The sequence below is a fragment of the Pseudomonas simiae genome, from assembly GCF_000934565.1.
Lineage (GTDB): Bacteria > Pseudomonadota > Gammaproteobacteria > Pseudomonadales > Pseudomonadaceae > Aquipseudomonas > Aquipseudomonas simiae.
The window spans coordinates 5637970-5650949 of the sequence record NZ_CP010896.1; the positions used below are offsets into that span (position 1 = coordinate 5637970).

Consider the following 12980-nt stretch of genomic DNA (forward strand, 5'->3'; position numbering starts at 1 on the left):
CCTTTACCCAACAACTTATCCACAGAGCCACCCACAGCAATTGTGGGCAAGTGCGCCTTCCACCCTAAATTAAATGAAGAAAATCCGTGACTTATTTGAGTACCGGGGTTTTGTCAGCGGTTGATCACTTATTGATCAAACCCCTGAAAGCGTTGTATTACGTGACGTGTAGAGGTACGCAAACACCTTATCCACAGAAGCACCAACAGACTTTGGGGGCAACTTGCACGACGCTGTGGAAAACCCCTTCAAAGCTTCATAAATCGCGGTTTCCAGAGATTCCGGTGAGTAAATACCCCTAATTGATCATATTTTGATCAGTCGATTGAAAGCCTTGATTAATAAGGGCTGCAGCCGATAGCGAACACGTTATCCACAGAAGCGCCAACAGAGTATGGGGGCAACTCTGTGCGGAAAAATGCTCGGACAGCGCAAAAAAACCGAGTAAAAACCGTCAGTTAGCCTGGTTGTTTTTCGTACAAAGGGCTGGAGGGCTTGATTGTAACGGGCTGTGGACAACCGCGAACAGGTTATCCACAGACGGGTCAACAGGGATTGTGGGTAATCCCACGGACAGTGCAAAACCAAGGTGGGAGCGGGCTTGCTCGCGAAGGCAGGTGTCAGCCAACACAGGCACTGGCACACCGCATTCGCGAGCAAGCCCGCTCCCACATTCGATCAGCGTACGACGCCTTCCTCGATCAACAGCTTGAGAATGGCCTCGGCGCCCGCTTCCGGGCTGAGCCCCTTGAGCACTTGACCACCGCCACCACTGGCCTTGGCCGTGGCGGCTTTCATGCGGTCAGCACCGCTCTTGGCTTTGATTACCTTGAGGCGCTTGGGGCGTGGCTTGGCCGGCTGCAGCACGGCGTCTGTGAATAACTCGTCTTGTTCGATTTCGACTTCGTGGGCCGCCAGCTCACCGCGCTGCGCCGGGCCGAAGGCACTCTGCCGAGGCTTGGGCGCGGCGTTATCCACCGTCGCCAGAAACGGTAGGCGTACCTTCAGGCGTCGTCGTTGCCCACGTGGCAGAGCTTGCAGCACATGGGCCACACCGCCGTCGATGGACTCGACCTGCGCCAGCCCGACAATCAAAGGCCAACCCAATTGCTCGGCGAGCAAAAACGGCAACATGCCCGAGCCTTCACCGGTTTCCGCCTGGCTGCCGGCGAGCACCACCTGGGCACCGGCGTCACGCAGGTATTCACTGAGCACCGGCAAGGCATCACTGCCCGCTGGCTGCTCCAGCACATGCAACTGCGGCAACCCCATGCCCAGGTAGCTGCGCAGGGTCGGCTCGCTGATGTCGCCCGCGTGTAGCACCTGCAACTTATCCCCAGCCATTTGCAGGCCGAGCTCCACCGCGCGCGCGTCTTGCTCGGCACGGCGTGGTCGCCCGGAGGTCGGGTGGGCGCCGATGGACACCAAGCTGATAACATTTGTGTTCATGCTCATATCCTCAAGCCGCGTCGCGCTTGGCGCCGTTGCGGTGGGCCTCGACCGCGACGATCAAGGCTTGCAGAATCGCGGCGCTTTCGCCGATCACCGACAGGTCGGCACGCTTGATCATGTCGCAACCGGGGTCGAGGTTGATCGCCACCACCTTGTCGCAGGCACCGATGCCCTGCAGGTGCTGGATCGCCCCGGAAATGCCCACGGCCACATAGACCCGTGCCGTGACCCAGGTGCCGCTGGCGCCGACCTGGCGATCACGCGCCATATAGCCATCGTCCACCGCTACCCGCGACGCGCCTTCAGTGGCGCCCAGAGCCGCAGCGGTCTGGTGGAACAGGGCCCAGTCCTTCACGCCGTTACCGCCGGAGAAGATGAATTCCGCTTCGGCCATGGGAATCGCCGCCGGGTCTACCGCCACGGCACCTAGATCTTCGATCCGTGGCAGGCTGCGCGCCAGGGTTGTGGATAACTCCACGGGCAGTACTTCATGACGTGTCTCGCTGACCGGATCGGCACACTCGGCGGCCGCAAGGATCAGGCGTGGCAGCGGCCGGGCCAAATCTTCCTGGCCCGCACCGGCGCGACCGATACACGACTCGCCTTTGATCTGCCACACCCGCGTGGCCGGACGCTGCTTGAGGCTGGCGGCAAAACGCCGGCCCAGCTCGCCGCCACCGCTGCGGCTGTCCGGCAGCAGCCAATGGCGGGGGTTGAGCTGGTTATCCACAGCGCGCAGGCCCTGGACGCGTTGCTCCGGTGAATAACCGTCGAACTCATGGCCCTCCAGCACCAGCAGGCGATCAACGCCCGCTGTGGCAAAGGTGGTTTCTTTATGCTCGCCAAATACCACTGCCAACACTGCGCCGTCGTTGCCGGCGAGCTGCCGCGCCAGGCCGAGCAAGTCGCGGTCGTGACTGCTCAGGCGGCCGCCGACCATGTCCGGCACCACGTTGATGTAGAACGCCGGCGCCGGAACCTGGTGCAGCGGCAACTGCACCTCGACCGCCGCCGTACGCTTCGCCGCGCCGCCCTGCTGGGCGCCGCTGCGGTCGATACGCTTGATCCCGTTGGGGCCGATAAAACCAACGCCATGCACGTTCTTGCGGACAACGCCGTTGGGCCCCATCCAGCTGTGTTGCACGGGCTGCATCGCCGCATGCAGGGGATGAAGACGGTTACGGGCGATCCATTCGGCCCGTGGGTCGCGGCGGATAATGTCGCTCATCAATGCACCTCCGCAGGTTCGCGCTTGGATGGAACGTTGGCTGGCGCCTCTTCAAGCAATGCATCCGCCACCAGCTCGGCGATGTCTTTGATCAACGGGCGCGGCTCAACCACACCCTCGAGCATCGCGGTGCATTGCGGGCAACCCACGGCCACCAGTTCGGCGCCGGTTTCGCGGATGTCTTCCATGCGCATGTCGGGGATACGTTGCTTGCCGGGAATGTCGGTAATCGGCGCCCCGCCACCGCCGCCGCAGCAGCGTGAGCGGAAGCCCGAACGTTGCATCTCCTTGACCTCGATGCCCAGGGCTCGCAGCACCTGACGCGGCGCTTCGTACTCACCGTTGTAACGGCCCAGATAGCAAGGGTCGTGATAGGTCACGCTGCTGCCCTTGTGCTGGCCCAGGTTCAACGCGCCCTCATCGATCAGTTGCGCCATGAAGGTGCTGTGGTGCTGTACGCGATAATGACCGTTGAAGGCGCCGTACTCGTTCTTCAGTACATGAAAGCTGTGCGGGTCGCAGGTCACGATGCGCTTGAAGCTGTACTTGGCCAGGGTCTGGATGTTGCGTGTGGCCAACAACTGGAAAGTCGCTTCATCACCCAGGCGCCGCGCAACATCGCCGCTGTCGCGCTCCTCCAGGCCGAGTACCGCGAAGTCGATCTGGGCCGCTTTCAGCACTTTGACGAAGGCGCGCAGGGTACGTTGGTTACGCATGTCGAAGGCACCGTCACCGACCCAGAACAGTAGGTCGCAACTGCCTTTTTCGCTGAGCAGCGGCAGGTTCAAATCTGCCGCCCAGTTCAGGCGACCGCCCGGTGCGAAGCCGCCGGGGTTGTCGGTGGCGATCAGGTTTTCCAGGACTTCGGCGCCTTTGTTCGGGGTGGCGCCCTTTTCCAGGGTGAGGTGGCGGCGCATGTCGACGATGGCGTCCACGTGCTCGATCATCATCGGGCACTCTTCCACGCAGGCGCGGCAGGTGGTGCATGACCACAGGGTTTCGGCGTCCACCAGGCCGTTGACGATCGGCTGATGTGGGTTGCCGCTGTGCTCACCGATGGGTTTGCCAGGATAGGGGCTGCCGGCGAACTTGGCATCGGTGCCGCCCGCCAGGCCGACCACCATGTCCTGAATCAGCTTTTTTGGGTTCAGCGGCTGGCCGGCGGCGAAGGCTGGGCAGGCGGCTTCGCATTTACCGCACTGCACGCAGGCGTCGAAACCGAGCAGTTGGTTCCAGGTGAAGTCCTTGGGTTTTTCCACGCCCAGGGGCGCGCTTTTATCACTGAGGTCCAGCGGCTTCAAACCGGTGGAGCGGCCACCTCCGAAGCGCTCGGCACGGCGGTGCCAGGCCAGGTGCAGCGCACCGGCAAAGGCGTGTTTCATCGGGCCGCCCCAGGTCATGCCGAAGAACATTTCGGACACGCCCCACAGCACACCGACGCTGAGCAACGCCGCCAGCAGCCAGCCGCCAAAGTCCACCGGCAGAATTCCGGCCACCGGCAGCGTTACCAGGAAGAAGCTTACCGAGAACGCCATCAGGCTTTTCGGCAGGCGCATCCAGGGGCCCTTCGAAAGGCGTGAAGGCGGATTACGGCGACGCAGGTAAACAAAGGTGGCGCCGACAAACATCAGCACCGACGCCAGCAGCAAGGCATAGCCGAGGATGCGGTTCTGCAGGCCGAAACCATGGACCAGAATGGCGAGCAACGCCGACAGCACAAAACCCAGCGCGGTGGCGACGTGGGTATTGGCGATGTATTTGTCGCGAGCGACCACGTGGTGCAGGTCGACCATGTAGCGCTTTGGCATAGCCAACAGGCCGCCCAGCAGGTTGACCTTGGACGCGCGGCCACGGCGCCACATGTTCACTCGGCGCAGGGCACCGAGGACGGCAAGGCCCAGGGCGGCAAACAAGAGAATCGGAAGAAGGGTGTTCAACATGGTGAAGCTCCCAAAGACCACGCGGGTCCAGCATGGAAGCCGGATCACTGTGGGAGCTGGCTTGCCTGCGATGGCATCGCCTCGGTTTCACTCAAGACCGAGTCGCCTGCATCGCGGGCAAGCCCGGCTCCCACATTGATCAGCTCCCACATTTAGATCGAGTACACAGTGGTTCGGTGGTTTCTAGAAATCCTTGCACAAGCGCAGGGCGTCATAGATCGCAGCATGGGTGTTGCGCTGCGCCACACAGTCGCCAATGCGGAACAGCAAGTACCCATCACCCGCCTCGCTCAGGCAAGGCTGCGGCTTGATCGCGAACAAGGCTTCAACGTCGATCTGGCCTTTGTTGCGTGAGCCTTCCTTGAGCGCGTAGTAAATGGCTTCGTCCGGACGCACGCCGTTCTCCACCACCACCTGATCCACCACCCGCTCCTCTTTGGCGCCGGTGTATTCGTTCTCCAGTACCGCCACCAGCTTGTCGCCCTCGCGGTAGACCTTCTCCAGCATCATGTCGCCGGTCATGATCACTTCCTTGGGGTACATGCTGCGGTAGTAGGTCGGGAACGACGTACCGCCGATGGCCACGCCCGGCTTGATGTCATCGGTGACGATTTCCACCTGGCAGCCTTTGTCGGCCAGGAAGTCGGCCACCGACATGCCGGTGAACTCGCAGATGGTGTCGTAGACCAGCACGTTCTTGCCCGGCGCGACCTTGCCATCGAGCACATCCCAGCTGCTGACCACCAAACCTTCGGCGGCGCCCCAGTGTTCGTTCTGCTCGATAAACGGATGCCCGCCGACGGCCAGCACCACCACGTCCGGACGCAGGTCCAGGATGGTCTCTGCATCGGCCGCGACACCCAGGCGCAGGTCGACTTTCAAACGCGCCAGCTCCAACTGGAACCAGCGGGTGATGCCGGCAATCTGGTCACGCTGCGGCGCCTTGGACGCCGTGGTGATCTGCCCACCAATAAACTCTTTCTTCTCGAACAAGGTCACGTCATGGCCACGCTCGGCGGCCACGCGTGCAGCCTCCATCCCGGCCGGGCCGGCACCGACCACCACGACTTTGCGTTTCGCCCCGGTGGACTTCTCGATGATGTGCGGCACGCCCATGTATTCACGAGAGGTCGCGGCGTTCTGGATGCACAACACATCCAGGCCCTGGTACTGGCGGTCGATGCAGTAGTTGGCACCGACGCACTGCTTGATCTGGTCGATCTGGCCCATCTTGATCTTGGCGATCAAGTGCGGGTCGGCAATGTGTGCACGGGTCATGCCGACCATGTCCACATAACCGCCTTCCAGAATGCGCGTGGCCTGGTTCGGGTCCTTGATGTTCTGCGCGTGCAGCACCGGGACCTTGACCACTTCCTTGATACCGGCGGCCAAGTGCAGGAACGGCTCCGGTGGATAACTCATGTTGGGGATCACGTTGGCCAGGGTGTTGTGCGTATCGCAACCCGAGCCCACCACGCCGATGAAATCGAGCATGCCGGTGTCGTCGTAATACTTGGCGATCTGCTTCATGTCCTCGTGGGACAAGCCGTCCGGGTGGAACTCGTCACCGCACAGGCGCATGCCCACGCAGAAATCATCACCAACTTCGGCGCGTACGGCTTTCAGCACTTCCAGGCCGAACTTCATGCGGCCTTCAAAGGTGCCGCCCCACTCGTCGGTACGTTTGTTGACCCGCGGGCTCCAGAACTGGTCAATCATGTGCTGGTGCACGGCAGACAGTTCCACACCGTCCAGGCCACCGGCCTTGGCGCGGCGCGCGGCCTGGGCGTAGTTGCCGATCACACGCCAGATTTCTTCCGGCTCGATGGTCTTGCAGGTGGCACGGTGCACCGGCTCACGCACGCCCGACGGCGACATCAGCGTCGGCCAGTTAAAGCCGTCCCAGCGCGAGCGACGGCCCATGTGGGTAATCTGGATCATGATCTTGGCGCCATGCTTGTGCATGGCGTCGGCCAGGTTCTGGAAGTGCGGGATGATGCGGTCGGTGGACAGGTTGACCGAACTCCACCACTCCTGCGGGCTGTCGATGGCGACCACCGAGGAACCGCCGCAGATCGCCAGGCCGATACCGCCCTTGGCTTTCTCTTCGTAGTACTTCACATAGCGGTCGGTGGTCATACCGCCGTCGGTCGCATACACCTCGGCGTGGGCGGTGCTGAGCACGCGGTTGCGGATGGTCAGTTTGCCGATCTGGATCGGCTGGAACATTGCTTCGAAAGCCATGGCACGGTCCTCGGCTTACAACGGCTTGACGATGAACAGGCCGTCATCGTGGCCCTCTTCGGAGCCTCCGTAGACTTGTTCGGCGACAGTGCGGATCTGGCTGCCGCGTGCTTGCAGAATCTGGTCCATGGCACCGGCAAACCAGCCGGTGAACATGTAGTCCACTTTGCGCCCGACCTTGCCGTACACGTAGACGAACGCCGAGTGTTCCAGCTTGACGCTGGCGGTGCCTTTATCGAGGTCGATGTCCTGAATCTTGAACAGGCCCCAACCGCGCTGCGACAGGCGCTTCATGTAGTGCTCAAACACTGCGACGCCTTCCAGGCCATGGCATTCAGCTTCTTTCTCGCACCAGTGCCAGGCGGATTTGTAGCCGGCCTTGTAGAGGATCTCGGCATAGGCGTCGGCGCCCAGGACTTCTTCGATGCCGATGTGGTTATTGACGAAGAAATGGCGTGGCACGTACAGCATCGGCAAGGCGTCGGAGGTCCAGACACCGGTTTCGCTGTCGACTTCGATAGGCAATTGCGGGGCGATCTTGGCCATGGAAACTTAACTCCAGAAAAATTCTTGTTAATGCCCCCGGCGCGAACAACCGGGGGAAGAAGAGGCGTTGGCGGTGGGTTATTCGCCCCAGACGTCCTTGAGGACGTTGACCCAGTTCTCGCCCATGATCTTGCGTACCACGCGCTCGGGGTGGCCGCGCTTGAGCAGGGTCTCGGTGAGGTTGGGGAACTCGCCCACGGTGCGGATGCCCAGCGGGTTGATGATCTTGCCGAAGCTGGTCAGACGGCGGGCGTAGCCTTTGTCATGGGTCAGCATTTCGAAGAAATCCTGGCCATGGCCTTGGGTGAAGTCAGTGCCGATGCCGATGGCGTCTTCGCCGACGATGTTCATGGTGTACTCAATGGCTTCGGCGTAGTCGTCGATGGTCGAATCGATGCCCTTGGCCAGGAACGGCGCGAACATGGTCACACCGACAAAGCCGCCGTGGTCGGCGATGAACTTGAGTTCTTCATCGGACTTGTTGCGCGGGTGCTCTTTAAGCCCGGACGGCAGGCAGTGGGAGTAGCACACCGGCTTTTTCGATTCGAGGATGACTTCTTCGGAGGTCTTGGAACCTACGTGGGACAGGTCGCACATGATGCCGACGCGGTTCATCTCAGCAACGATTTCACGGCCGAAACCCGACAGGCCGCCATCGCGCTCGTAGCAACCGGTGCCAACCAGGTTCTGGGTGTTGTAGCACATCTGCACCACACCGACGCCGAGCTGCTTGAAGATCTCGACATAGCCCAGTTGGTCTTCGAAGGCATGGGCGTTCTGGAAACCGAAAATGATGCCGGTCTTGCCTTGTTCCTTGGCCTTGCGGATGTCAGCGGTGGTTTTCACCGGGATCACCAGGTCGCTGTTTTCACGGATCAGGGTCTGGCTGGCCACGATGTTATTGATAGTGGCCTGAAACCCTTCCCACACCGACACGGTGCAGTTGGCGGCGGTGAGGCCCCCTTTGCGCATGTCCTCGAACAGGTCGCGGTTCCACTTGGCAATAATCAGCCCGTCGATAACGATGCTGTCGGCGTGCAATTCGGCTGGGCTCATCAGGCGTCCCCTTATTGGCGATTCATGCGCCGAATCGTCTGCCGGCGCTTTGGGGCCAGCATATGCCCAGGGGCCGACAGAGCCGGGTGCAAAAACGACAGGGGAATTGCCGAAAGCGTCAATCCGCGACAAAGGCTGTTGTGAGAGGCCTGACTGGCGACTGTTCTTTGTCTTACGCTTGAGCCAGAATTCCCGCATCACCTGATATGAGACGGCGCAATGAAATCGATTTTCCTGGCTTTGGCACTCATCGCAACCGGCGTTCACGCGGCCGAAGACACCGACAGCACGCCGTGCGACGGCATCGAAAACGACAAGCAAACCCTGGAATGCGCCTCTTACAACAAAACCACCGCTGAACAACTGCTCAAGGATAACTATCTGGGCCTGCTGGAACGCATGGCTTCGACCTATGGCAGCGACAAGACCAAGCTGGCGGACATTACCGCTCGTCTGAAGGATGCCCAGCAGAAGTGGGAAAAATTGCGCGACGCTGATTGCGCGGTGGACACCTTCCCAGCGGTAAACGGCACCAAGGCGTACGCGATTGCGCAAAATGATTGTTTGGCACGGATGAGTGATGAGCGGTCGGAGTTTTTGGAGTCGATTGGCCAGGAATAAGCGACAATCCTCGTCACTTTCTCTCCGAACCAAGGCTATTCATGAAGACTTGCGGCATCGAAATCAAAGGCAGCGAAGCCATCATCGCCGTCGCCTCTCTGGACAACCAGGTGTTGACCCACGTCGCTCTGGCCACGAAAAAAATCGCCCTTGAAGACGACGATGAAGCGGCCAACGTCAAAGCCTTCGCCGCTCAGGTGAGGGCGTTTGTGCAGGCAAACGCCATCGAACGTATCGCGATCAAGAAGCGCAGCAAAAAAGGGGAATTCGCCGGCGGCCCGACCACGTTCAAGATTGAAGGGGTGTTTCAGTTGCTGGAGGGTGTTGAGGTGACGCTGTTGTCGCCACAGACCCTCAATGCACAGAACAAGAAGCACAACTTTGATCTGCCGGCGACGCTGAACAAGTATCAGCATGAGGCGTACAAAGCGGCGTGTTCGGCGCTGGTCAAGAAGTAAGCCACACCATCAATCAGGGTGGGAGCGGGCCTCGCGAAGGCAGTGTGTCGGTATCAGAAGTGCTGACTGACACGCCGCCTTCGCGAGCAAGCCCGCTCCCACATTTGATCTCTGTGTTCTTCAGGCCGCTGCACGCTGGGGAATGGTGAGGGCGTTCCAGGCACTTTCGAATTCGGTCCACACGCCGGCGCGCAGCAGTTGGCCCAGATTGCTCGTTTCCCCCAGCTCCAATGCCACCTCACCAAGGAGGGTGCGCAACATTTCCGGGCGACGGCCCACCAGATTATGAAAAGAACTGTAAATCATAGTCGCGAATACAATTAACTATAATCAGCCGTCAAACCACCTCCCGCCGCCGATCCTCCCTTGGGCATTTTGCAAACCGTGCCCGATAACTGCGGGTGAAATACGACGGCGATTCAAACCCGCACGCAATACTCACTTCCAGCACGCTCATGTCGCTCTGACGCAGCAGTTGCCGGGCTTTTTCCAGGCGCAGGCCGAGGTAGAAGTTACTCGGGGTGTCGTTCAGGTGCAGGCGAAACAGGCGCTCCAGCTGACGGCGCGTCACTTTGATCGCCTCGGCCAGGGCCAATGTGCTCAGGGGCGGCTCGGTGTGCTGCTCCATCTCGCCGATCACTTGCACCAGCTTTTTGTTGTTGATGCCATAACGCGTGGCGATCTGCATGCGTTGGTGGTCTTTGCGTGGGCGGATGCGGCCGAGCACAAATTGCTCGGAGACCTGGATCGCCAGCTCAGGACCGTGGGCCTGGCCGATCAGGTCGAGCATCAGGTCGATGGAGGCCGTACCGCCGGCGCAGGTGATGCGACGGCGGTCGATCTCGAACAGTTCCTGGGTCACGGTGAGCTGTGGATAAGCTTCCTTGAAGGCGTCGATGGCTTCCCAGTGCAGGGTCAGGCGGTGACCGTCGAGCAGGCCCGCTTCAGCCAGCACACAGGCGCCAGTGTCGATGGCACCGAGGGTCACGCCCTCGTGGTCGAGGCGGCGCAGCCAATGTTCCAGCGCAGGGGTGGCGAACTGCAGCGGTTCGAAACCCGCCACCACCAGCAATGTGGCACCTTTCTTCAACGGTTCCAGCGCCGCATCGGCGTTGACTGACATGCCATTGCTCGCCAGCACCGCGCCGCCATCGGCACTCAACACGTGCCAACGGTACAGCTCGCCGCGAAAGCGGTTGGCCACCCGCAGGGGTTCCAGCGCGGAGATAAAGCCGATGGCCGAGAAGCCTGGCATCAGCAGAAAGTAGAAATCCTGGGACATGGTGGCGCTCTCGTCGGACGGGCAGCGTGGCACTGTGATACTCCCGTTCTCGGGTGGATTCAAGGGGGCAGGTCGCTGCAGTGCAAGAGCTGGTCGCCGCCGTGCGTTTTGTCCCCTCCAAAGCTACGTAACTTAAACCCGCAACATCAGCCTCACGGCGCATAAAGACGCCGGCCCCCACAATAACGACCTGCCGAGGGATCCACCATGAACCGACTGATCAGCCGCTGTGTGCTTGCACTCAGCGCCAGCGCCATCTTGAGCACGAACGTACTGGCTGCCGACGCGGCATCTTGCCAGAACGTGCGCATGGGCGTGGTGAACTGGACCGACGTAATCGCCACCAGCGCCATGACCCAAGTGTTGCTCGACGGCCTCGGCTACAAGACCAAACAGACCAGCGCCTCCCAGCAAATCATCTTCGCCGGCATCCGCGACCAGCGCCTGGACTTGTTCCTGGGTTACTGGAACCCGCTGATGACCCAGACCATCACACCGTTCGTCGACGCCAAGCAAGTCAAGGTCCTCGACAAACCCAGCCTGGAAGACGCCCGTGCCACCCTCGCCGTGCCGACTTATCTGGCAGACAAGGGCCTGAAAACCTTCGCCGACATCGCCAAGTTCGAGAAAGAACTGGGCGGCAAGATTTACGGCATCGAGCCAGGCTCAGGCGCCAACACCCAGATCAAGGCAATGATCGCCAAGAACCAGTTCGGCCTGGGCAAGTTCCAACTGGTGGAGTCCAGTGAAGCCGGCATGCTCGCCGCCGTCGACCGTGCGGTCCGCCGCAAGGAAGCCGTGGTGTTCTTCGGCTGGGCGCCGCACCCGATGAACGTCAACGTCGCCATGACCTACCTCACCGGCAGCGACGACGCCCTCGGCCCGAACGAAGGCATGGCTACCGTGTGGAGCGTCACCGCGCCGAACTACGCCGAGCAGTGCCCCAACGTGCACAAACTGCTGACCAATCTCACCTTCACCGCCGCCGACGAGAGCCGGATGATGCAGCCACTGCTGGATCACAAGGACGCCATCGAGTCTGCCAAGCAGTGGCTCAAGGATCACCCGCAAGACCAGGCGCGCTGGCTGGAAGGGGTGACCACCTTCGACGGCAAGCCGGCAGCGGCCAACCTGAAATTGACCAGCAAGTAAGCCCATTTCAATCACCGTTTCGCGGCCACTTTCGACCGCGAACGGCACCACTACGCCTGTAAGGAACCGCCTCATGAACCACGACGTCATCATCACCTGCGCACTCACCGGTGCTGGCGACACGACCAGCCGAAGCCCACACGTGCCGGTCACCCCCAAACAAATCGCCGCCGCCGCGGTGGAAGCCGCCAAGGCAGGCGCCACGGTTGTGCACTGCCATGTGCGTGACCCTGAAACCGGCAAGTTCAGCCGCGACGTCGCCCTGTACCGCGAGGTGATGGAGCGCATCCGTGAGGCCGACATCGACATCATCGTCAACCTCACCGCCGGCATGGGCGGCGACCTGGAGATCGGCGGCGGCGAGAACCCGATGGCGTTCGGCCCCAACACTGACCTGGTCGGCCCCTTGACTCGACTGGCCCACGTCGAAGAGCTGCTGCCGGAAATCTGCACGCTGGACTGCGGCACCCTGAACTTCGGCGATGGCGACACCATTTACGTTTCTACCCCGGCACAACTGCGGGCCGGCGCCAAGCGCATCCAGGAACTGGGCGTGAAAGCCGAGCTGGAAATCTTCGACACCGGTCACCTGTGGTTCGCCAAGCAGATGATCAAGGAAGGCCTGCTGGACGACCCACTGTTCCAACTGTGCCTGGGCATCCCATGGGGCGCGCCGGCCGACACCACCACCATGAAAGCCATGGTCGACAACCTGCCCGCCGACGCCGTGTGGGCCGGCTTCGGCATCGGTCGCATGCAAATGCCAATGGCGGCGCAAGCGGTGCTGCTGGGCGGCAACGTGCGGGTCGGTCTGGAAGACAACCTGTGGCTGGACAAAGGCGTGCTCGCCACCAACGGCCAGTTGGTGGAGCGGGCAAGTGAAATTCTCAGCCGCCTGGGCGCACGGGTCATGACCCCGGCCGAGGGCCGCGTGAAGATGGGCCTGACCAAACGCGGCTGACTTCCAAACACCCCACAACCCTGTGGGAGCCGGGCTTGCC

12 protein-coding genes are annotated in these 12980 nt (G+C 61.3%); 4 read left to right on the forward strand and 8 right to left on the reverse strand.

Annotation, left to right across the window (positions count from 1 at the left end; all coding sequences use genetic code 11):
• Window positions 1-678: 678 nt before the first annotated feature.
• From etfB to PF1751_RS25710, 6 genes are all read right to left on the reverse strand, one after another.
• Window positions 679-1449, reverse strand: coding sequence for an electron transfer flavoprotein subunit beta (etfB, locus tag PF1751_RS25685; protein ID WP_010207097.1), 771 nt, complete (start codon window positions 1447-1449; stop codon window positions 679-681).
• 10 nt (window positions 1450-1459) lie between these two features.
• A complete protein-coding gene (gene etfA, locus PF1751_RS25690; protein WP_044287995.1) occupies window positions 1460-2680 on the reverse strand; it encodes an electron transfer flavoprotein subunit alpha in 1221 nt (406 codons plus the stop codon).
• Window positions 2680-4620, reverse strand: coding sequence for a dimethylglycine demethylation protein DgcB (gene dgcB, locus PF1751_RS25695; RefSeq protein ID WP_010207099.1), 1941 nt, complete (start codon window positions 4618-4620; stop codon window positions 2680-2682). The genes etfA and dgcB overlap by 1 nt, the downstream gene beginning before the upstream one ends.
• A gap of 183 nt (window positions 4621-4803) precedes the next feature.
• Window positions 4804-6864, reverse strand: a complete 2061-nt coding sequence (dgcA, locus tag PF1751_RS25700) for a dimethylglycine demethylation protein DgcA (protein ID WP_010207100.1) — start codon at window positions 6862-6864, stop codon at window positions 4804-4806.
• A 15-nt stretch (window positions 6865-6879) separates the two neighbouring features.
• The gene (locus tag PF1751_RS25705) at window positions 6880-7410 is read right to left on the reverse strand and encodes a 4-vinyl reductase (RefSeq protein ID WP_010207102.1); all 531 of its coding nucleotides are present in this window, start codon (window positions 7408-7410) and stop codon (window positions 6880-6882) included.
• A gap of 78 nt (window positions 7411-7488) precedes the next feature.
• Window positions 7489-8466 carry a dipeptidase gene (locus PF1751_RS25710; protein ID WP_010207105.1) on the reverse strand — a complete coding sequence of 326 codons (978 nt, stop codon included), beginning with the start codon at window positions 8464-8466 and terminating at the stop codon, window positions 7489-7491.
• Window positions 8467-8685: 219 nt separating this feature from the next.
• Between PF1751_RS25710 and PF1751_RS25715 the strand changes: the two genes are divergently transcribed.
• Both PF1751_RS25715 and PF1751_RS25720 read left to right on the forward strand, forming a co-directional pair.
• Window positions 8686-9087: a lysozyme inhibitor LprI family protein gene (locus PF1751_RS25715; RefSeq protein WP_010207107.1), complete on the forward strand. Its 402-nt coding sequence runs from the start codon at window positions 8686-8688 to the stop codon at window positions 9085-9087.
• Window positions 9088-9128: 41 nt separating this feature from the next.
• Window positions 9129-9545, forward strand: coding sequence for a DUF3010 family protein (locus PF1751_RS25720; RefSeq protein WP_010207109.1), 417 nt, complete (start codon window positions 9129-9131; stop codon window positions 9543-9545).
• Window positions 9546-9665: 120 nt separating this feature from the next.
• Here the strand turns inward: PF1751_RS25720 and PF1751_RS25725 are convergent, their stop codons facing one another.
• Both PF1751_RS25725 and PF1751_RS25730 read right to left on the reverse strand, forming a co-directional pair.
• Window positions 9666-9851, reverse strand: coding sequence for a hypothetical protein (locus tag PF1751_RS25725; RefSeq protein ID WP_044287996.1), 186 nt, complete (start codon window positions 9849-9851; stop codon window positions 9666-9668).
• A gap of 31 nt (window positions 9852-9882) precedes the next feature.
• Window positions 9883-10827, reverse strand: a complete 945-nt coding sequence (locus tag PF1751_RS25730; RefSeq protein WP_044287997.1) for a GlxA family transcriptional regulator — start codon at window positions 10825-10827, stop codon at window positions 9883-9885.
• 207 nt (window positions 10828-11034) lie between these two features.
• Here PF1751_RS25730 and PF1751_RS25735 point away from each other — a divergent pair, with 207 nt between their 5' ends.
• Window positions 11035-11979, forward strand: coding sequence for a choline ABC transporter substrate-binding protein (locus tag PF1751_RS25735; protein WP_010207112.1), 945 nt, complete (start codon window positions 11035-11037; stop codon window positions 11977-11979).
• Window positions 11980-12052: 73 nt separating this feature from the next.
• Window positions 12053-12940: a 3-dehydrocarnitine:acetyl-CoA trimethylamine transferase CdhC gene (gene cdhC / locus PF1751_RS25740; protein ID WP_010207113.1), complete on the forward strand. Its 888-nt coding sequence runs from the start codon at window positions 12053-12055 to the stop codon at window positions 12938-12940.
• Window positions 12941-12980 lie beyond the last annotated feature (40 nt).

Excerpts from the sequence above, each read along its gene's own strand:
- etfB (WP_010207097.1), bottom strand. The coding sequence starts at position 1,449 with ATGAACACAAATGTTATCAGCTTGGTGTCCATCGGCGCCCACCCGACC.
- etfA (WP_044287995.1), bottom strand. The coding sequence starts at position 2,680 with ATGAGCGACATTATCCGCCGCGACCCACGGGCCGAATGGATCGCCCGT.
- dgcB (WP_010207099.1), bottom strand. The coding sequence starts at position 4,620 with ATGTTGAACACCCTTCTTCCGATTCTCTTGTTTGCCGCCCTGGGCCTT.
- dgcA (WP_010207100.1), bottom strand. The coding sequence starts at position 6,864 with ATGGCTTTCGAAGCAATGTTCCAGCCGATCCAGATCGGCAAACTGACC.
- PF1751_RS25705 (WP_010207102.1), bottom strand. The coding sequence starts at position 7,410 with ATGGCCAAGATCGCCCCGCAATTGCCTATCGAAGTCGACAGCGAAACC.
- PF1751_RS25710 (WP_010207105.1), bottom strand. The coding sequence starts at position 8,466 with ATGAGCCCAGCCGAATTGCACGCCGACAGCATCGTTATCGACGGGCTG.
- PF1751_RS25715 (WP_010207107.1), top strand. The coding sequence starts at position 8,686 with ATGAAATCGATTTTCCTGGCTTTGGCACTCATCGCAACCGGCGTTCAC.
- PF1751_RS25720 (WP_010207109.1), top strand. The coding sequence starts at position 9,129 with ATGAAGACTTGCGGCATCGAAATCAAAGGCAGCGAAGCCATCATCGCC.
- PF1751_RS25725 (WP_044287996.1), bottom strand. The coding sequence starts at position 9,851 with ATGATTTACAGTTCTTTTCATAATCTGGTGGGCCGTCGCCCGGAAATG.
- PF1751_RS25730 (WP_044287997.1), bottom strand. The coding sequence starts at position 10,827 with ATGTCCCAGGATTTCTACTTTCTGCTGATGCCAGGCTTCTCGGCCATC.
- PF1751_RS25735 (WP_010207112.1), top strand. The coding sequence starts at position 11,035 with ATGAACCGACTGATCAGCCGCTGTGTGCTTGCACTCAGCGCCAGCGCC.
- cdhC (WP_010207113.1), top strand. The coding sequence starts at position 12,053 with ATGAACCACGACGTCATCATCACCTGCGCACTCACCGGTGCTGGCGAC.